At 72.9% G+C, this 19631-nt stretch carries 13 protein-coding genes and 1 riboswitch; of the genes, 6 read left to right on the forward strand and 7 right to left on the reverse strand.

All coding sequences use genetic code 11. The annotated features are described in order from the left end of the window. Window positions 1-3 precede the first annotated feature (3 nt). The 3 genes from ACFZAM_RS29975 to ACFZAM_RS29985 all read right to left on the reverse strand — a co-directional run bounded on the left by ACFZAM_RS29975 (window position 4) and on the right by ACFZAM_RS29985 (window position 2902). Window positions 4-135, reverse strand: coding sequence for a hypothetical protein (locus ACFZAM_RS29975; protein WP_355336827.1), 132 nt, complete (start codon window positions 133-135; stop codon window positions 4-6). Window positions 136-357: 222 nt separating this feature from the next. Then, complete coding sequence (locus ACFZAM_RS29980) at window positions 358-1443, reverse strand: NlpC/P60 family protein (protein WP_391050466.1); 1086 nt, start codon at window positions 1441-1443, stop codon at window positions 358-360. 7 nt (window positions 1444-1450) lie between these two features. Beyond that, window positions 1451-1605, reverse strand: a riboswitch (cyclic di-AMP (ydaO/yuaA leader). A 166-nt stretch (window positions 1606-1771) separates the two neighbouring features. Further along, window positions 1772-2902 carry an NlpC/P60 family protein gene (locus tag ACFZAM_RS29985; RefSeq protein ID WP_355336829.1) on the reverse strand — a complete coding sequence of 377 codons (1131 nt, stop codon included), beginning with the start codon at window positions 2900-2902 and terminating at the stop codon, window positions 1772-1774. 340 nt (window positions 2903-3242) lie between these two features. Here ACFZAM_RS29985 and pcrA point away from each other — a divergent pair, with 340 nt between their 5' ends. Then, window positions 3243-5711 carry a DNA helicase PcrA gene (gene pcrA / locus ACFZAM_RS29990; RefSeq protein WP_391050467.1) on the forward strand — a complete coding sequence of 823 codons (2469 nt, stop codon included), beginning with the start codon at window positions 3243-3245 and terminating at the stop codon, window positions 5709-5711. A gap of 335 nt (window positions 5712-6046) precedes the next feature. Here the strand turns inward: pcrA and ACFZAM_RS29995 are convergent, their stop codons facing one another. After that, window positions 6047-7633, reverse strand: coding sequence for a peptidoglycan DD-metalloendopeptidase family protein (locus ACFZAM_RS29995; protein WP_391050468.1), 1587 nt, complete (start codon window positions 7631-7633; stop codon window positions 6047-6049). Window positions 7634-7772: 139 nt separating this feature from the next. Further along, complete coding sequence (locus ACFZAM_RS30000; RefSeq protein WP_391050469.1) at window positions 7773-8714, reverse strand: alpha/beta fold hydrolase; 942 nt, start codon at window positions 8712-8714, stop codon at window positions 7773-7775. Between the two features lie 369 nt (window positions 8715-9083). Between ACFZAM_RS30000 and ACFZAM_RS30005 the strand changes: the two genes are divergently transcribed. Then, on the forward strand, window positions 9084-9497 hold the full coding sequence (locus ACFZAM_RS30005; protein ID WP_355336833.1) for a cobalamin B12-binding domain-containing protein: 414 nt from the start codon (window positions 9084-9086) through the stop codon (window positions 9495-9497). Window positions 9498-9601: 104 nt separating this feature from the next. Here ACFZAM_RS30005 and ACFZAM_RS30010 read toward each other — a convergent pair whose 3' ends face one another. Next, window positions 9602-11203, reverse strand: coding sequence for a DUF5691 domain-containing protein (locus tag ACFZAM_RS30010; RefSeq protein WP_391050470.1), 1602 nt, complete (start codon window positions 11201-11203; stop codon window positions 9602-9604). 292 nt (window positions 11204-11495) lie between these two features. Beyond that, entirely contained in the window at window positions 11496-12899 is a 1404-nt protein-coding gene (locus tag ACFZAM_RS30015; RefSeq protein WP_391050471.1) for an SWIM zinc finger family protein, read from the reverse strand. Between the two features lie 138 nt (window positions 12900-13037). Here ACFZAM_RS30015 and ACFZAM_RS30020 point away from each other — a divergent pair, with 138 nt between their 5' ends. The 4 genes from ACFZAM_RS30020 to sucC all read left to right on the forward strand — a co-directional run bounded on the left by ACFZAM_RS30020 (window position 13038) and on the right by sucC (window position 19611). Then, window positions 13038-14162: an AAA family ATPase gene (locus ACFZAM_RS30020; RefSeq protein WP_391050472.1), complete on the forward strand. Its 1125-nt coding sequence runs from the start codon at window positions 13038-13040 to the stop codon at window positions 14160-14162. Next, the gene (locus ACFZAM_RS30025; RefSeq protein ID WP_391050473.1) at window positions 14159-16996 is read left to right on the forward strand and encodes a DUF5682 family protein; all 2838 of its coding nucleotides are present in this window, start codon (window positions 14159-14161) and stop codon (window positions 16994-16996) included. Before ACFZAM_RS30020 ends, ACFZAM_RS30025 begins: the two co-directional genes overlap by 4 nt. Then, on the forward strand, window positions 16989-18137 hold the full coding sequence (locus ACFZAM_RS30030) for a VWA domain-containing protein (RefSeq protein ID WP_355336838.1): 1149 nt from the start codon (window positions 16989-16991) through the stop codon (window positions 18135-18137). Before ACFZAM_RS30025 ends, ACFZAM_RS30030 begins: the two co-directional genes overlap by 8 nt. Window positions 18138-18438: 301 nt before the next feature. Next, complete coding sequence (sucC, locus tag ACFZAM_RS30035) at window positions 18439-19611, forward strand: ADP-forming succinate--CoA ligase subunit beta (protein WP_355336839.1); 1173 nt, start codon at window positions 18439-18441, stop codon at window positions 19609-19611. Window positions 19612-19631: the final 20 nt, after the last annotated feature.

The raw sequence follows: 19631 nt of genomic DNA on the forward strand, positions 1-19631 counted from the left end.
CCGTCATTCCTTCCAGTGCTCCGACGGGCCCGCGCGGAGGCCCGGCGACGCCTGCACGGGGGAGCAGAGCGCCGCCGGACCTTCGGCGGGGGTGACCGCGCCGCCACGGTCCTGACGGCTGTGGGGATCGGTCACCTGGGGAGCGACGCTAAACCTGACCGGGGGTGCGCCAGGGGAAGGAGACCGGGACTGCTCCGATTCGACCGGCCCGTGACCGTAAACGACCGCCGTTCGACGGGTGACCCGGTCATATGCGCGCGCCTGCTGACCAAAGTGCCCGGTCGGGAGGTCCGACCGGGCACGGGGTGCTATGCGGGGCTGTGAGCCCGGCGGTCCTGAGGCTCCGCGGACGCGGGTTCAGGCGATGCGGCGGGCCGCCGCGAAGGGCATCCAGCTCATCGGGGCGACCTCGACGACCGCACCGCTGTGCGGGGCGTGCACGATCTGGCCGTTGCCGATGTACATGCCGACGTGGCTGATGCTGGAGTAGAAGAACACCAGGTCGCCGGGGCGCAGGTCGGACTGCGAGACCGCCGTGCCGTCCTTGACCTGGTCCCACGTGGTGCGGCCGATGGAGATACCGGCGGCGCGGTAGGCGGCCTGGGTGAGCCCGGAGCAGTCGTACGCGTCGGGGCCGGTGCGGCCGGAGCCGTACGGCTTGCCGCGCTGCGACATCGCGAACTGGATGGCGGCGGCGGCGCGGCCGGACGCCGGGCCGTTGTAGGTGTAACTGACGTTGCTCGCCGTGGAGTTCGAGGAGTTCGAGGAATTCGAGGAGCCCGCGGTGTTGGTCGGGGCGGTGGGCCGCATCGCGGCGAGCTTGGCGCGCTCCTGCGCGTTGAGGCTGTTGAGCAGCTTCTGCGCGGCGGCCAGCTTCGTCTGGACGTTCTTCTTCGCCGCCGCGAGCTTGTTCTGCGCGTTGGTCAGCTCGTTGAGGCTCTTGGTGGCCTGCGCGCGCTGGATGGACGCCTGCTCCTGCTGGACCTTGAAGGTCTCCAGCGCCTGTTCCTGCGTGGTGGAGATGCGGTCCATCATGTGCGACTGGTCGAAGAACTTCTGGGGGTCGTCCGTCAGCAGCAACTGCGTCGTCTGGTCGAGGCCGCCGTCGCGGTACTGCGCGGTGGCGTACTGCCCGAGCACCCGCCGCGTCTCGTTCATCTTCGCGGTCTTCTGCGCGACCTGCTCCAGGAGCTGATTGGCCTTGGCCCGCTGGTTGTCGGTCTTCTCCTTGGCGGCGTCGAAGTGCTGCGTCGCTACCTCGGCGTCCTGGTTGAGCTGGTCGATCTGCGCCTTGACCTCGGTGATCGAGGGCTTCGCGGGCGCCGCGCTGGCGCTCTCGCTGAGCAGGGTGACCGACGCGAGGGCCGCTGTGGTGATCCCGACGGCGGCCCGTGGACCGGCCGTGGACAGTATGCGATTGCGCGGCTTGCGGTGCGACGCCAAGGGAGGCGACTCCTTCCGAATACCGCCGACCGGGTTAGCTGACGGGTTCGGGCTGAAGGTCGCCCTACGGTCCCGACGCCTGCTGCGGCGTCCGTTCCGATTCACCCCACGTGCTGTTGGGTCCCCGGCTCCGGCCTGGGCCGGATTGAGCGGAGGTGATTCGCTGTCGGCTCTTCAGCCGACGGGGAAGCTCACCACCTAGCGGGCTACCGTAGTCAACTTGTGCGAGCCTTGGGAAGTTTGGATTGCAATGTGACCGAAATCGCTTTGTGATCTTACCGTTTGTGAGCGCGGCGGCGTCCGGACAAGTCGGACTATGCCGGGTGGACTATGCGGGACGGACCGCCCCGTAGAACGGCATTTCGGTAATCGGGGCGATCTTGACCACGGTGCCGGTGTGCGGCGCGTGGATCATCTGGCCGCCGCCGATGTAGAGGCCGACGTGGCTGATGTCGCTGTAGAAGAAGATCAGGTCACCCGGCCGGAGATCCGACTCCGACACCCGCGTGCCGACGTTCACCTGGTCCCAGGTCGTGCGCGGCAGATCGACCCCGGCCGCCTTCCACGCCGCCTGGGTGAGCCCCGAGCAGTCGTACGACGTCGGCCCGGTCGCGCCCCACACGTAGGGCTTGCCGAGCTGCTTGCGCGCGAAGGCGATGGCGTCGTCGGCCTTCGAGGAACCCGTGCTCGGCACGGTCGGCGTCGAGGAGTCCTTCGCGGCCTTCGCCGCCTTCGCCGCGGCCTCGGCCGCCGCCTTCTCCTTGGCCGCGATGGCGGCGGCCTTGACGCGCGCCTCTTCCTCCTGCTTGGCCCGCAGCGCCGCGAGCCGCGCCTTCTCCTGCGCGTTGAGGCTGTTGAGCAGCTTCTGCGCCTCGCCCAGTTTGGCCTGCACATCCCGCTTGGCGGTGCGCAGTTCGCCCTGCTGGGTGGTGAGCGTCGCCAGGCTCTTGGCCGCCTCGATGCGCTGCTGCGTGGCCGCGGCCTGCTGCACCCGGTACGACTCGACGGCCTTCTGCTGCCGCTTGCCGAGCACGTCCGACAGGTGCACCTGGTCGAGCATCGACTGCGGGTCGGTGGCCAGCAGGTAGCGGCCGGTCGAGTCGTCGCCCCCGGTGCGGTACTGCGCGGCGGCGTACTGCCCGAGGACCCGGCGCGAGTCGTTCAGCGCCTGCGTCTTCTTCGCCGCCTGCTCCAGGAGCCGGTTGACCTTCGCGTTCTGCGCGTCGGTCGACTCCTTGATGCCGTTGTACTTCTCCGTGGCGACCTCGGCCTGGTGCGTCAGCCCGTCGACCTTCGCCTTCACCTCGGCGATGCTCGGCTGCTTCGGCTTGGCCGGCTCGGCGCTGGCGCTCTCCGCGAAGAGGGTCACGGTGGCCAGCGCGGCCGTCGTGATCCCCACGGCCGCACGCGGGCCGGGGGTGCTGAGGATCGCGGCGCGAGCCTTACGGTGTGTCGCCATGGCGCGCGGACTCCTTTCGGACGCCCATCCGGACGCTGCTGGAGCGAGACCGTAGCCAACGCTCCGGGCTGCTGGGAAGAGCGGTGTCCGATAGGCCCGATACCTTTTCGTAATCATTTCCCATTGTCACGGTGCGTGGTAACGGGACTACGGGGTAAAGGTACGTGGTTGCCCCGGAGGCGGCCGTTGGGCGGGAGGCCGGGAGTGTCGGCCGGGGTTCCGGGCGAAGGGGTTGGGGTGTCGGCCGGGGGGTCGTCGTACGGGGGCCGGGGGTGTCGGCCGGGGGCTGTGCGGGGAAGGGCCGTGGGCTGTCGGTGCCGGGCTCTAGACTCGGGGAGCGATGAGCAGCCTCTTTGACGACAACTTCCTGAACGGTCTGCATGTGGCCCCCGAGCCCGCCGACCCCACCGCTCCGCCGCCCCCGGAGGACGGGGGCACCGGCGGCGAGCACGTACCGGACGACCTGTTCGGCGGCCGGTTCGACGGACCGCCGCCGCAGGCCACCGGGCGGGACGCGTATTACCGGGACGGCGCCCCGCGGCCCGCCACCGACCCCGCGCAGCTCCTGGAAGGGCTCAACGAGCAGCAGCGCGCCGCCGTCGAGCACGCGGGCGGCCCGCTGCTCATCGTCGCGGGCGCGGGCTCCGGCAAGACCCGGGTGCTCACCCACCGGATCGCCTATCTGCTCGGCGCCCGGCACGTGCACCCCGGCTCCATCCTCGCCATCACCTTCACCAACAAGGCCGCGGGCGAGATGAAGGAGCGCGTCGAGGAGCTGGTCGGCCCGCGCGCCAATGTGATGTGGGTCTCCACCTTCCACAGCGCGTGCGTGCGCATCCTGCGCCGCGAGTCCAAGTCGCTCGGTTTCACCTCGTCGTTCTCGATCTACGACGCCGCCGACTCCAAGCGGCTGATGGCGCTGGTCTGCCGGGACCTCGACCTGGACCCCAAGCAGTACCCGCCGAAGTCGTTCAGCGCGAAGATCTCGAATCTGAAGAACGAGCTGATCGACGAGGAGACCTTCGCGGCCACCGCGGAGAACCCCTTCGAGAAGAAGCTCGCCGAGGCGTACGCGATGTACCAGTCGCGGCTGCGGGACGCCAACGCGCTGGACTTCGACGACATCATCATGACCACCGTCAATCTGCTCCAGGCGTTCCCCGACGTCGCCGAGCACTACCGGCGGCGCTTCCGGCACGTCCTGGTCGACGAGTACCAGGACACCAACATCGCCCAGTACACGCTGGTCCGCGAACTGGTCGGCACCGACCAGGACGAGGACGCGGCCGAGCTGTGCGTGGTCGGTGACGCCGACCAGTCGATCTACGCCTTCCGCGGCGCGACGATCCGCAACATCCTCCAGTTCGAGGAGGACTACCCGCAGGCCCGCACGATCCTGCTGGAGCAGAACTACCGCTCCACGCAGACGATCCTCACGGCCGCCAACGCCGTCATCGAGCGCAACGCGGGGCGGCGGGCGAAGAACCTGTGGACCGAGTCCGGCGACGGCCCGGTCATCGTCGGCTACGTCGCCGACCAGGAGCACGAGGAAGCGCAGTTCATCGCCGAGGAGATCGACCGGCTCACGGACGCGGGCGACGCCCGCCCCAGCGACGTCGCCGTCTTCTACCGCACCAACGCGCAGTCCCGTGTCTTCGAGGAAGTCTTCATCCGCGTCGGCCTGCCCTACAAGGTCGTCGGCGGCGTCCGCTTCTACGAGCGGCGCGAGGTCCGCGACGTCCTGGCGTATCTGCGGGTGCTGTCCAACCCCGAGGACACCGTGCCGCTGCGCCGCATCCTCAACGTGCCCAAGCGCGGCATCGGCGACCGCGCCGAGGCGATGATCGACGCGCTGGCCGCGCGCGAGCGGATCACCTTCCCGCAGGCGCTGCGGCGGGTGGACGAGGCGTACGGGATGGCGGCCCGCTCGGCGAACGCCGTCAAGCGCTTCAACACCCTCCTGGAGGAGCTGCGCACCATCGTGGAGTCCGGCGCGGGCCCCGCGGTCGTCCTGGAGGCCGTGCTGGAACGCACGGGCTATCTGGCGGAGTTGCAGGCGTCCACCGACCCGCAGGACGAGACCCGCGTGGAGAACCTCCAGGAACTGGCCGCCGTGGCCCTGGAGTTCGAGCAGGAGCGGGACGCGGACGAGCCGGGCACCCTCGCCGACTTCCTGGAACGGGTCGCGCTGGTCGCCGACTCCGACCAGATCCCCGACGAGGACGACTCCGGCGGCGTCATCACCCTCATGACCCTGCACACCGCCAAGGGCCTGGAATTCCCCGTGGTGTTCCTCACCGGCATGGAGGACGGCGTCTTCCCGCACATGCGGGCGCTCGGCCAGGTCAAGGAGCTGGAGGAGGAGCGGCGGCTCGCCTACGTCGGCATCACCCGCGCCCGCGAACGGCTCTACCTGACCCGCTCGACGATGCGCAGCGCCTGGGGCCAGCCCTCCTACAACCCGCCGTCGCGCTTCCTGGAGGAGATTCCGCCGACGCTGATCGAATGGAAGCGGCTCGGCTCCGCCGGGGGGTCCTCGGGGCCCATGACCAAGTCCGCCTCCGCGGCCTCCTCCGTCACCGCCCGCGGCCGGTCCGGCGCCGCCGGCGGCTTCGCCACCCGCCGCTCCTCCGGTGACCGCCCCGTCATCTCCCTCAAGGTCGGCGACCGCGTCACCCACGACCAGTTCGGCCTCGGCACCGTCATCTCCGTCACCGGCCAGCCGGGCGACGAAAAGGCCACCATCGACTTCGGCGACGAACGCCCTAAACAGCTTCTTCTCCGCTACGCCCCCGTAGAAAAGCTCTAGCCCCTCCCGCGCGGGGCCTGGTTTTTAGGGGCGCGGCCCCCGTGGGATTCACCTTGCGCGGGCCCTGGTTTTTAGGGGCGCGGGGAACTGCGCGACAAGCCCCCACCGGCGGGGGGTCCGGCGACAACCGGACTGCCCCGCCGGGGCGGGTGGTGACCTGCGGGAGCGCGGCGGCCGGCCGCGCAGTTCCTCCCCCCACCTCCGGCCGGGGGTGCCCCCGGCGCCCCAGACGGGGCACAGCCCACCCGCAGGGTGAACGCACAGGGGCCGCGCCCCTGACGGGGCGCACCGTCATGCGCGGGGTGGACGTCGCGAGTGGGCCCGCCCGCAGGGCGTCAGCGGGGGTCGAGCCCGTGGGCCAGAAGCCAGGGCAGCGGATCAATCGGAGATCCCCCGTGGGGCCGCACCTCGAGGTGCAGGTGCGGACCGGTGGTGTTGCCGGTGTTGCCGGAGTAGGCGATGACGGTGCCCGCCTTGACCGACCCGCTGCGAATCTTCGTACTGCTGAGGTGGCAGTACCACGTCTCCGTGCCGTCGGCCGCCGTGACGATCGCCATGTTGCCGTAGGAGCTGTTCCACTGCGTGCGGACGGTGCCGTCCGTGACCGCCATGACCGGCGTCCCCACCGACACGGGGAAGTCGATGCCGGTGTGCAGCGCCATCCAGTTGACGCCGGCCTGGCCGAAGTACGCGCTGAGGCCCTTCTCCGTCACCGGCAGCAGGAACTTCGGCCGCAGCGCCTCCTTGCGGGCCGCCGCGTCCGCCTTGGCCTTCTTCGCCGCCGCCTCGCGGTCCTTGAGGTCGATCCGCTCCTGCGTCCGGCTCGCGCGGTCCGCGAAGTCGTTCGCGTCGGCGCTCACCCCGGCGAGCTGCCGGTCGAACTGCGTCGTCGGCGCGTTCGCGTCCGTCGCCGCGCTCCCGCCGTCGGCCTGCGTCTTCGAGGATTCGGCGACGCCGACCCCGGAGACCGCCGCCGCGCCCACGGCCGCCACGCCCATCACCGCGACGGAGGGGACCGCCACGGTCAGCAGCGCCGACCGCCGGGCGGGCTTTCGTCGTCGGCTGCGCGCCACCGGCTCGCCGTCCGCCGGGAACGCGTCCGCGTAGGCGTGCTCCACGGCGGGCTCGTCGTCGCGGGCCGCCTCGGCCGTCGCCGTCGCCGTCACGGGCTCGACCGCGTCGACCGCCTCGAACTCGGCCGTCGTCGCGGCGGGTTCCGCCACCGGCTCCTCGACCCGCGGGTGCGGCTGCGGCTCCTCGTGGACCGGCGCCATCTGCTCGTACACACCGGTGTCGCCGCTGGCGTCGTAGCCGTACCCGTAGCCGTACGTCGGATACGCGCCCGAGTCCCAGTCCTGCTGCGGCTGTTGGGCCGGAGCCTGCGGCTCCTGATACGGCTGCTGGTAGAACGCCGTGCTGTCGTACGTCCCCGTGTCGTAGTACGTCCCCGCGGCCTGCGTCGCGTACGGGTCGTACGCCGCGTAGCCGCCGGTGTCGTACGTCCCGGTGTCGTACGTCCCGGTCCCGGCCGCGTACATGCCGGTGTCGTAGACGCCCGTGTCGTACGTGCCCGTGTCGTACGTGCCCGTGTCGTACGTGCCCGTGTCGTACGAGGTGTACGTGCCGGTGTCGTACGCGTCGGCGGGCTGGGACTGCGCCGGTACGTGGGGCTGCTGGACCGGGGTCTGGGCCTGCGGCTGCCCCTGGTCGTAGCCGTAACCGGTGTCGTAGCCGTACCCGTGTGTGTACTGCGGGGGTTGCGGGGCATACGCGTAACTACCGGTCGCGTCGGGCGCGTGGCCGTACAGCTGATCGGCGTCAGCGAAGGTGGTGCCGACGGTCTGGTAGGCGCCCGTGGAATAAGCGTCGTACCCGTAGGCGTCGTAGTCGGGGGCGTACCCCGACGCAGGACGTTCGTTCACCGCCAGCTTCTCTTTCGCCTAGGCAGCAGGAGAATTAGCGGTGACTGTAGCTCCCCGTACGGGGAGCCGACAATCTTCTGCGGTGACCTGGCGTCCGCCTTGCCCGGTGTTCGGTTGATATTCGACCGTTACGTGTCCGTTATGCGGCGTCGATCGCGCCCCTCCAGAGCTCCTTCCCGCTCAGCGCTTGCCGTATCTCGGCGGCCACACCCCGGTGCACGGGCAGTGCCAGGTGGCCGATCCCGCTCACCCGGATGTTCTCCGCCGAAAGATCCGGGTGTTCGAGGCGCGCCGCGGCCACCGGGACCATCAACTGGTCGAGGTCGCTCCAGAACGACACAAAGCGCGTCCCGCACCCCCGCGCGGGCTGCGACAGCTCCTCCAGCAGCGCCGACCCGGGCCGCATCTGCCGCACGATCGGCAGCGGCGTCAGCAGCGGCACCACCCTGGTCCCGGTGTGCGGCGTCCCCAGCGTGACCAGCGTCCGCACCCGCGCGTCACCGCCCAGCCGCTGCACGTAGTACCGCGCGATCAGCCCGCCCAGGCTGTGTCCCACCAGGTCGACCCGGCTGTGCCCGGACTCCGCGCAGATCCGCTCGACGTGCCGCCCCAGCAACTCGGCCGCTCCGCGTATGTCACAGGTCAACGGTGAGTAGTTCAGCGCGTCGACCCGTGTCCAGCCGTGGTGCAGCAGGGAGCGGCGCAGCAGGGTGAAGACCGACCGGTTGTCCACGAAGCCGTGCAGCATCACCACGGGCGGGTGGGCCCTGCCCTCGGTCGGCAGCCGCAGCGCCCCGCCGGGCGCCCGGCCTATCGCGGGTGTCTTCGGTGAGGGGGCGGCCGTCCGCGCGGGGAGTATCCCTGTGGGGTAGAGCAGCAGGTGGCCCGCCAGGATCGCCAGGTCGAACGCGGTGGCCTTGACCAGCGCCGCGCCGTGCAGCAGCCGGGCCAGCGGGGCCGTCGCCGCCCTGGCGGACGGACGGTCCGCCTGCGGGTCCTCCGCGGCCCGCGCAGGGCCGGTGGCGGCCGGGGTGCCGGCCGGTGTCGTGGCGTCCGGCGAATCGGCTGGTCCGACGGTCATGGCCCACCTCCCGTCACGGCACGCTCCGTGCGGCCCGGTGGCCCGGCGTGCCCTGTCGAGGGCCGGAGCGGAGGCCGTGTCCCCGTGCTCTGCGGCTGCGAGCGCGGGAACACGGCATCCTGGCAGCGGCTCCTCCACAGCGGGCCGGACCGGTGAGCGACGGCTCCGGCGTGTCCCACACCGTGACGAGCCGTTTCCCGGGGTCCCACCCGTAGTGAATGTGTCCCACTGTGTGATTTCCCCCTCCCTGGGTCCCGCGAAACTGTCGGGCGGCGGAGCGGGGCGATAACGTTCGTTCACACTGTGGGACGCTCTCCGCGACCGCAGCCCCGAATTCCCGGCCCGCGAGCCGTACGCATGGAGGCAGTGATGGGAGTGTCCGGTCCGATCCGCGTGGTGGTGGCCAAGCCGGGTCTCGACGGCCACGATCGCGGGGCCAAGGTCATCGCCCGCGCCCTGCGGGACGCCGGTATGGAGGTCATCTACACCGGCCTGCACCAGACGCCCGAGCAGGTCGTCGACACCGCCATCCAGGAGGACGCCGACGCGATCGGCCTGTCGATCCTGTCCGGCGCCCATATGACGCTCTTCGCGAAGGTCCTCGAACTGCTCAAGGAGCGCGACGCCCTGGACATCAAGGTCTTCGGCGGCGGCATCATCCCCGAGGCCGACATCGCGCCCCTCAAGGAACTCGGCGTCGCCGCGATCTTCACCCCCGGCACCCCGACCACGGCCGCCGTGGACTGGGTGCGCGCCAACGTCCACCAGGCCACCGGCGCCTGACCGCCGCCGCCCCGTCCGCCCGAGCCCGCCGGGCCCTCCGAGTCGCGCCAGGCCCCGGAGCGCCCGGGCCGCGGTGCGGGCCGCCCGCCGTACCGTCCGCATGATCACTCACCCCCGTCCCCCGGCGCCCCGGGGGCGGTGGCCTCGCCGCGCAGCTCGGCCAGCATCACCGCGCGCAGCCGCAGCGTGCCCGTCAGCCGCTGGAACGCCTCCGACCAGTACGCGCCCGCGCCCGGCGAACCGTCCGGCGGCTCCTCCGCCGCCGCGCTGAGCACCCCGACCTGGTCGGCCGCCGCCGGGTCGAGACAGCGCTCCGCCAGACCCATCACGCCGCTGAAGCTCCACGGGTAACTGCCCGCGTCCCGCGCGATGTCCAGGGCGTCCACCACGGCCCGGCCCAGCGGCTCAGACCACGGCACCGCGCACACGCCCAGCATCTGGAACGCCTCGGACAGCCCGTGCGTGGCGATGAACTCCGCCACCCACGTGGCCCGTTCGTCCTCCGGCAGGATCGACAGCAGCTTCGCCGGGTCGCCGACCGCCGCCACCGGCGAGGACGGCGCCGGGGGAGGGCCGAGCAGGGCCCGCGCCCAGCCCGTGTCGTGCTGCCGTACCGCCGCCCGGCACCAGGCGGCGTGCAGATCGGCCTGCCAGTCGTCCAGGACCGGGAGGGCGATGATCTGTTCCGGGTCGCGGTCGCCGAACCGCGCGCCCCAGGTCGCCAGGGGCGCCGCGTCCACCAACTGGCCCAGCCACCAGGCCCTTTCACCACGCCCGCTCGGCGGCTTGGGCGCCACCCCGTCCCGTTCCATCCCCGCGTCGCACTCGTACGGCGCCTCCACCGTGATGCCGTCGGGGCCCAGCGACACACAGCTCCTGGCCCGGTCCGCCATCCGCCCGGCCAGCGCCGACTCGGGCAGCGCGGCCAGCAACTCGGCCGCCGTCGAGCGGACATTGCGGCTGCGGTCGGTCAACGCCTGTTCCAGGAAGGGCTCGTCGGCCCCCGACAGGCCCACCCGCAGCGAGTCCAGGAACATCAGCCGGTCCTCGGCCCGCTCGCCGCTCCAGGTGGACACCAGCAGCGCCAGCGCGCGGGCCGGGTCGGCCAGCCTGATCCGGGTGAGCAGCGCGACCCGCTCCGCGAACAGGCCCTCCTCCCACAGCCGTTCGGCCGCGTCCGGGTCCTCGGGCGCCGCCGCCAGGCCCCGGTGGCCCGAGCGCAGCACGAACTTCCAGTCCGGATTCAGCCCGGCCAGCCACAGCCCGCGCGGTCCCGCCAGCGCCACCGCGTCCGTCCGCAGGTCCGTCCGCGCCCTGGCGGCGTCCAGCAGTGCGGGCAGCAGCGCGGGCGGCGCCCCGTACCCGAGGAGGTTGGCCTCCGCGAGCCACTGCGGCAACAGCTCGGCCAGATTCGGCGCCGACCCCCGCCGGTTGCCGGAACCGCCGCCGGTGCGGTCCGTCAGCAGCCGGTCCAGCCGCTGCCGGGCGGCCTCGGGCAGCGGCCGTCGTGTGTCGGGCGGCGCCAATCCCGGCCGCTCCCGCGCCACCCCAGGCCGTACACCGGCACGCCGCCGCACCACCCCGGCCGCCGCCGCGTCCAGCAGCCCCGCCGCCGCCTCGTCCGCGTCGCCCGCCACGATCGCGGGCCGCCGCCGCTCGGTGCCCAGCAGCGCGCTGCCGACCAGATCGTCCCAACCGATGCTCATCACATTCCCCCTTCGCACTCCACGACGTCGCCTCGCGGATCTCCTCCGCGTCGTCCGCTTCCCCTGCGCTGATGCTGCTGATCCCGCTGCTGCCTGCTGCCTGCTGCCTGTTGCCTGATGCCGCTGCTCCGGCCGGGTCCGGCCCGCCGGGTTCCCGCGCGCGGCTGCCCCCTCCGCAGTCGCGCACCGTCCCCCGGGCGGGCCGCCCCGCGCCCCCGTACCCGTCCCCCCGTAAACCGTGCGTTCCACGCCGGGCCCAACTCCGGGCCCGCTCCCCGCGCTTCCGGCGCGGTTAGAGCGGCACCGTCTCCCCGCCGTCCGGCCAGACCGCCAGCGCGCGCAGGCCCGTCGGACCCAACTCACCGAAGACGGTGACCGGGTGGCCGCCGGAGACCGAGGCGAGGCGCCACAGGCCGGTGGTGGCCGGGGTGAGCGGGACGGCGTCCTGCCCTTCCCTGTGCGCCAGTTGCCAGCGGTTCGGCCCCGGTATGGGGACGACTCCCGACAGGACGACGGGCCACGCGTCGAGCCAGGGGTCGTCCGCGAGCGCGCTGCCGTAGGACGCGAGCGCCGCGTCGATCCCGGTCCCGACCGGTGCGCCGCCCGTACCGCCGCCGGAGGGGCCGCCGCCCGTACCGCCCCCCGTACCGCCGCCGGAGGGGCCGCCTCCCGCGCCGACCGTGCCGTGCCGGGTGCCGAGCGCAGCCCGCAACGGCAGCGCCGCCGGGTGGTAGGCCAGCTCCGCGTCGAGCACCGCGCCCACCGGCAGGGCCAGTTCGGGCGCGCGGCCGACCGCCCCGAAGGACAGGAGCAGCGCGAAACGGCCGGGCTCCCGGTCGTACAGCCAGATCCGCCGAGTCGTCAGCCGCTCGTCCGCGCTGTCGTACTGCGCGAGGACCTGCCAGTGGCCGCGGACGGTCGGCCCGGCCAGCAACTCCGCCGTGTCGACGGTGAATCCGACTCGCGACCTGACCGTGTCGGCCAGCGGCCCCGGCAGCCCCTGGCGGCCGAGGAAACCGCGCGCCAGCAGATGCAGCAGCGCCGTCTCCTCCAGCATCCGCGACGGCCAGTCGCCGCCCGCCGCGACCACCGTCCCCAACTCCCGCACCCGCGTGGCCAGTCCCGGCGCCTGCGCGTCGACCATGCGGGCCGCGATCTCGTCCCACTGCTGATAGCCCGCGCGGTCCGCGCCCGCGAGCCCGCCCCGCAGCAGGTCGGTGAGCCGCTGTTCCAGCTCGGCGGCCCCGCCCTCGACGCGGACCGCGCGCCGCTCGGCCCGCCGCCGCGCCGCCGTCGGGTCCGCGGGGCCCGACTCCGCCCGGACCGCGGCCGTCTCGGCCACCGTCTCGGCCTTCTTCCGCCGGGCGTCGATCCACTGCTCGGCCCACTCCGGCACGTCCCCCGCGCCGACCGGCCCCGCCCCGCCCTCGGACCACAGCAGCAGCAGTCCGAGCGCGTGCTTGCACGGGAATTTCCGGCTCGGGCAACTGCACCGGTGCGCGGGCCCGTTCACATCCACCACCGTCTGGTACGGCTTGCTGCCGCTGCCCGCGCACAGCCCCCACACCGCGCCGCCGGCCGTCCCCGCACCGGACCACGGCGCGGGTGTGGCGAGCCGCGCGCCCGCCTTGCGTGATGCGGCGTCAGGCGCGAGCGCCAGGACCTGATCCGCTGTCCACCGTGCTTCCGTCTCCATGCCCCCGAAGGTAGAACCCCCCACTGACAATCGCTCTGACCTGCGCGGATCGCGCGCTGTGACCGATTGTCAGTGGTCGGGTGCATCGTGGAGAACAGCTCGGACCACGCGGGTCCGACGGATGAGTGGGGGAGAGCCATGACCGGTACGACGGGTGCCGAGACCGACAGCGGCACCGGCGCCGAGCAGGCCCTGAGGCCGCACGCGGAGGACGCGTTCGCGGACGAGCTCAAGGCGCTCGCCGCGGCGGACGACCGGCCGCGCCCCGCCCGGTGGAATCTCTCGCCCTGGGCCGTGGCCACCTACCTGCTCGGCGGGACACTGCCCGACGGCACGGTCGTCACACCGAAGTACGTGGGCCCGCGGCGGATCGTCGAGGTGGCCGTGACCACGCTCGCCACCGACCGGGCGCTGCTGCTGCTCGGCGTGCCGGGCACCGCGAAGACCTGGGTGTCGGAACACCTCGCCGCCGCGATCAGCGGCGACTCGACCCTGCTGGTGCAGGGCACCGCGGGCACCCCCGAGGAGGCCATCCGCTACGGGTGGAACTACGCGCAGCTCCTCACCAACGGCCCCAGCAGGGACGCGCTGGTGCCCAGCCCCGTCATGCGGGCGATGGCCGAGGGCCGGCTCGCGCGCGTCGAGGAGCTGACCCGCATCCCGGCGGACGTCCAGGACTCGCTGATCACGATCCTGTCCGAGAAGACCCTGCCGATACCGGAGTTGGGCGCCGAGACACAGGCCGTACGCGGCTTCAACCTCATCGCGACCGCCAACGACCGCGACCGCGGGGTCAACGACCTCTCCAGCGCGCTGCGCCGCCGCTTCAACACGGTCGTGCTGCCGCTGCCCGCCTCCGCCGAGGACGAGATCGACATCGTCTCCCGCCGGGTCGACCAGCTCGGCCGCGGCCTCGACCTCCCGGCCGCCCCGGAGGGCGCCACCGAGATCCGCCGGGTCGTCACCGTCTTCCGCGAACTGCGCGGCGGCGTCACCGAGGACGGCTGCACCAAGCTCAAGTCCCCCTCGGGCACGCTCTCCACGGCCGAGGCGATCTCCGTGGTCACCAACGGCCTCGCGCTCGCGGCCCACTTCGGGGACGGCGTGCTGCGGGCCGGTGACGTCGCCGCGGGCATCCTCGGCGCCGTCGTCCGCGACCCGGCCGCCGACCGGCTGATCTGGCACGAGTATCTGGAGACGGTCGTCCGCGAGCGGGACGGCTGGAAGGACTTCTACCGCGCCTGCCGCGAGGTGTCGGCATGACGGTCATGGACGCCGCCACCGGCGGCACGACGACGGGTGACCGCGCGGCGGGCGGCACGCGGACGGCTGACGGTACGGCGGTGCCCGGTCGCGCGGAGGACGGTGCGACGGCGGCCGGAAGCGGGCCGGGGGACCGCACGGCGGAAGGACTCCGGGCCGGGGCGGTGCCCGCCGCCGTCGTCCGCGGCGGTGCGGGCGGCCACTACGGCGACGACCTCGTACTGCTCGGAGTACGGCACCACGGGCCCGGGTCCGCGCGGGCGGTGCGGGCCGCGCTCGACGCGTACCGGCCGCAGGCCGTGCTCATCGAGGGGCCGCCGGAGGCCGACGCGCTGCTCGCGCTGGCCGCCGACCCCGCGATGCGCCCGCCCGTCGCGCTGCTGGCGCACGTGGTGGACGACCCGGCGCGGGCCGGGTTCTGGCCCTTCGCCGAATTCTCGCCCGAGTGGGTGGCGATCCGGTGGGCCGCGCAGGCGGGCGCCGACGTCCGCTTCATCGACCTCCCGGCCGCGCACACCCTCGCGCTGCGCGCCGCCGCGGAGGAAGAGGAGGCCGCGTCCGGCGGCCCGGACCCGGAAGGGCCGGTACGGGGGCCGGTGCGAGAAGGAGAGGAAGGGCAGCAGCCCGCCGAGGAGGAGGCGGCCGGAGGGGATAGGGACGACGGCGGGGCGGCGGCTGCCGCGCGGATCGACCCGCTGGCCGTCCTCGCCAGGGCAGCCGGGTACGACGACCCGGAGCGCTGGTGGGAGGACGCGGTCGAGCACCGCGGCGGCACGGCGGACGGCGACGGCGACGGCGACCCGCTCGTCCCCTTCGCGGCGCTCGCCGAGGCCATGGCGGCGATCCGCGAGACCTACGGCGACGGCGGCCACGCCCAGGACCCGCTGCGCGAGGCCCACATGCGGCTGCGGGTCCGCGAGGCGCGCAAGGCGTACGAGCGGACGGCGGTGGTCTGCGGCGCCTGGCACGTGCCCGCCCTCACCGAGCGGACGACGGCCACCGCCGACCGGCAGCTCCTCAAGGGCCTGCCCAAGGCGAAGGTCGAGACGACCTGGGTGCCGTGGACCCACCGTCGGCTGGCCAGGGCCAGCGGCTACGGCGCGGGCATCGACTCGCCGGGCTGGTACCGGCACCTGTTCACCGCGCGGGACCGCCCGGTGACCCGCTGGATGACGAAGGTGGCGGGGCTGCTCAGGGAGGAGGACCTGCCGGTCTCCTCGGCCCACGTCATCGAGGCGGTACGGCTGGCCGACACGCTCGCCGCGATGCGGGGCCGCCCGCTGGCCGGTCTCGGCGAGACCACCGACGCGGTCCGCGCGGTGATGTGCGACGGCTCCGACGTGCCGCTCGCCCTGATCCAGGACCGGCTGGTCGTCGGCGACGTGCTCGGTGAAGTCCCGCCGGACGCGCCCGCGGTGCCGCTCGCCCGTGACCTCGCCCGCGAGCAGCGCAGGCTCCGGCTCAAGCCCGAGGCGCTGGAGAAGGAGCTGGAGCTGGACCTGCGCAAGGAGATGGACGCGGGCCGCAGCCGCCTGCTGCACCGCCTGACGATGCTCGGCATCGGCTGGGGCGAACCGGCCGTCGCCCGGCACGGCAAGGGCACCTTCCGTGAGACGTGGCGGCTGCGCTGGGAGCCGGAGTTGGCGGTACGGATCGCCGAGGCCGGGATCTGGGGCACCACCGTGGGGTCGGCCGCCACGGCCAAGGCCGAGGACGCCGCCGTGCACAGCGACGCGCTGGCCGCCGTCACCTCGGTCGCCGAACAGTGCCTGCTCGCCGGGCTGTCCGACGCGCTCCCCGTCGTCATGCGCGTCCTCGCCGACCGCGCCGCGCTCGACGCCGACGTCTCCCACCTCGCCGCCGCGCTGCCCGCGCTGGTCCGTGCCGTCCGCTACGGCGACGTCCGCGGCACCGACTCCGCCGCCCTCGGCGAGGTCGCGGAGGGTCTGGCCTCCCGTATCTGCGTCGGCTTCCCCCCGGCCTGCGTCGGCCTCGACGCCGACGGCGCGGCGGCGCTGCGCACCCACATGGACGAGGTCCACCGCGCGATCGGCCTCCTCCCCTCCCCGACCCCGCACCCTGCGGTCGGCCCAGGACCGGCGGTTGGCCCGGCCCAGACGGACGCACCCGCACCCGCCTCCGAGCCCGCCTCTGGCACCGCACCCGCCCCCGAGACCGCACCCGCCACCGCACCCGCCTCCGGCACCGCACCCGGCTCTGGGCGCGCGCTGGTCTCCGGGGCCAGCCCGCAGGGGCGGGGGGATGCTCCTGGGGGGGACCTTCGGGAGCGGTGGGCGGGGACGCTGCGGGGGTTGGCCGAGCGGGACGGGGCGATACCCGGGCTGCTGCGGGGGGCCGCGACGCGGCTGCTCATGGACGACGGGCGGATCGAGGCGGAGGACGCGGCGCGGCTGATGGGGCTGGCGCTGTCGCCGGGGACGGGGCCCGCGGAGGGGGCCGCGTGGATCGAGGGGTTCCTGTCCGGCGGCGGGATGCTGCTGGTGCACGACGAGCGGCTGCTGGCGCTGGTCGACGGCTGGCTGGCGGCCGTACCGGCGACGGCGTTCAACGACGTGCTGCCCCTGCTGCGGCGGACCTTCGCGGACTTCGAGACCGGGGTGCGGCGCAGCGTGGGGGAGTTGGTGCGGCGCGGCCCCTCGGCGGCGCGCCGCCCGGCCACCGCGTCGGACCCGGGCCTGCCCGGCTTCGGCACCGGCCTCGACGCGGCCCGCGCCGACGCCGTCCTGCACACCGTCCGGCTGCTGCTGGGCACGACCACCACGACCGATCTCGCCGCCAGGCTGACCAACGAGGGGGACCAGGCAGATGACTGACACCGATGAGCGGCTGCGCCGCTGGCGGCTCGTGCTCGGCGGCGGGGGCGCCGACGGCACCGGGTGCGAACTGACCGGCAGGGACGCGGCGATGGACCGTACTCTCGGCGCGCTGTACGGCGGCACGGGCAGCGCCTCGGGGCGCGGGGCCGACCGTTCGGCGGGCCTCGGCGGCTCCGCGCCGCAAGTGGCCCGCTGGCTCGGCGACATCCGTACGTACTTCCCCAGCTCCGTCGTCCAGGTGATGCAGCGGGACGCGATCGACCGGCTCGGGCTGTCGGCGCTGCTGCTGGAGCCGGAGATGCTGGAGGCCGTGGAGGCCGACGTGCACCTGGTCGGCACGCTGCTGTCGCTGAACAAGGCGATGCCCGACACCACCAAGGAAACGGCGCGGATGGTGGTCCGCAAGGTCGTGGACGACCTGGAGAAGCGGCTCGCCACCCGGACCCGCGCCACCCTCACCGGCGCGCTCGACCGCTCGGCGCGGGTCAGCCGCCCCCGGCACCGGGACATCGACTGGAACCGCACGATCCGCGCCAACCTCAAGAACTACCTGCCCGAGCACGGCACCGTCGTGCCCGAGCGGCTGATCGGTTACGGCCGCGCCGACCAGGCGGTGAAGAAGGACGTCGTCCTCTGCATCGACCAGTCGGGTTCGATGGCCGCCTCCGTCGTCTACGCGTCCGTCTTCGGCGCCGTCCTGGCCTCGATGCGCTCGATCGCCACCAAGCTCGTCGTCTTCGACACCGCCGTGGTCGACCTCACCGACGAGCTGGACGACCCGGTGGACGTGCTGTTCGGCACCCAGCTCGGCGGCGGCACCGACATCAACCGGGCGCTCGCGTACTGCCAGGGCCTGATCACCCGTCCGGCCGAAACCGTCGTCGTACTGATCAGCGATCTCTACGAGGGCGGTATCCGCGACGAGATGCTGAAGCGGGTGGCGGCCATGAAGGCGGCCGGCGTCCAGTTCGTGGCGCTGCTCGCGCTGTCCGACGAGGGCGCGCCCGCCTACGACCACGACCACGCCGCCGCGCTCGCCGCCCTCGGCGCTCCGGCGTTCGCCTGCACCCCCGACCTCTTTCCCGATGTGATGGCAGCGGCGATCGAGAAACGCCCGATTCCGATACCGGAGGCGTGAACGACGATCGGGAACGGACCCGGACGGTGATCTGTGACCGTTCTCACCGCCCACATGTGATCTGCGATTTAGCCCGTCACCGCCCTCGGCGATAACCTGCGAGACGGACATGCCGCGTACTCGGTCACCGTGTGCGCTTCCCTTGTGACAGTGCAGTCGCCCTGCCCGTAGCGGCACGCCCAGGCAGATCAGGCAGAAACGCACGCAGCGCCGCACACATCAGGCGGCAGCAGCTTGCGAAATGCTGAATTCCAGGGAAACCAGGAACCCTGGAAACCAGGGAAAAGGGAGACGGACGCGCGTGGACCTGTTCGAGTACCAGGCGAGGGACCTCTTCGCCAAGCACGGTGTACCGGTGCTGGCCGGTGAAGTCATCGACACGCCTGAGGCGGCGCGCGAGGTGGCGGAGCGACTGGGCGGCCGTGCGGTCGTCAAGGCTCAGGTCAAGGTGGGCGGCCGCGGCAAGGCCGGTGGCGTGAAGCTGGCCGCCGACCCGGCCGACGCGGTGGCCAAGGCCGACGCGATCCTGGGCATGGACATCAAGGGCCACACGGTCCACAAGGTGATGCTCGCCGAGACCGCGGACATCAAGGAGGAGTACTACGTCTCCTTCCTGCTGGACCGCACCAACCGCACCTTCCTCGCCATGGCCTCCGTCGAGGGCGGTGTCGAGATCGAGGTCGTCGCCGAGGAGAACCCGGACGCGCTGGCCAAGGTCCCGGTCGACGCCCTGGAGGGTGTGACCCCGGAGAAGGCCGCCGAGATCGTCGCCGCCGCGAAGTTCCCGGCCGACATCGCCGACCAGGTCGCCTCCGTCCTCCAGCAGCTCTGGACCGTCTTCGTCAAGGAAGACGCCCTGCTGGTCGAGGTCAACCCGCTGGTCAAGACCGGCGAGGGCAAGATCGTCGCGCTCGACGGCAAGGTCTCGCTCGACGAGAACGCCGCGTTCCGGCAGCCGGAGCACGAGGCGCTCGAGGACAAGGCCGCCGCCAACCCGCTGGAGGCGAAGGCCAAGGCCAAGGGCCTCAACTACGTGAAGCTGGAAGGCGAGGTCGGCATCATCGGCAACGGCGCGGGGCTCGTCATGAGCACCCTCGACGTCGTCGCCTACGCCGGTGAGGCGCACGGCGGCGTGAAGCCCGCCAACTTCCTGGACATCGGCGGCGGCGCGTCCGCCGAGGTGATGGCCAACGGCCTGGAGATCATCCTCGGCGACCCGGACGTCAAGTCCGTCTTCGTCAACGTCTTCGGCGGCATCACCGCCTGCGACGAGGTCGCCAACGGCATCGTGCAGGCCCTGGAGCTGCTCAAGTCCAAGGGTGAGAACGTCACGAAGCCGCTGGTCGTACGCCTGGACGGCAACAACGCGGAGCTGGGTCGCAAGATCCTGTCCGACGCGAACCACCCGCTGGTACAGCGCGTGGACACCATGGACGGAGCGGCCGACAAGGCCGCCGAGCTGGCTGCGAAGTAAGGGACGAGGACACCGACAAC

This window comes from Streptomyces sp. NPDC008079 (assembly GCF_042957385.1).
Lineage (GTDB): Bacteria > Actinomycetota > Actinomycetes > Streptomycetales > Streptomycetaceae > Actinacidiphila.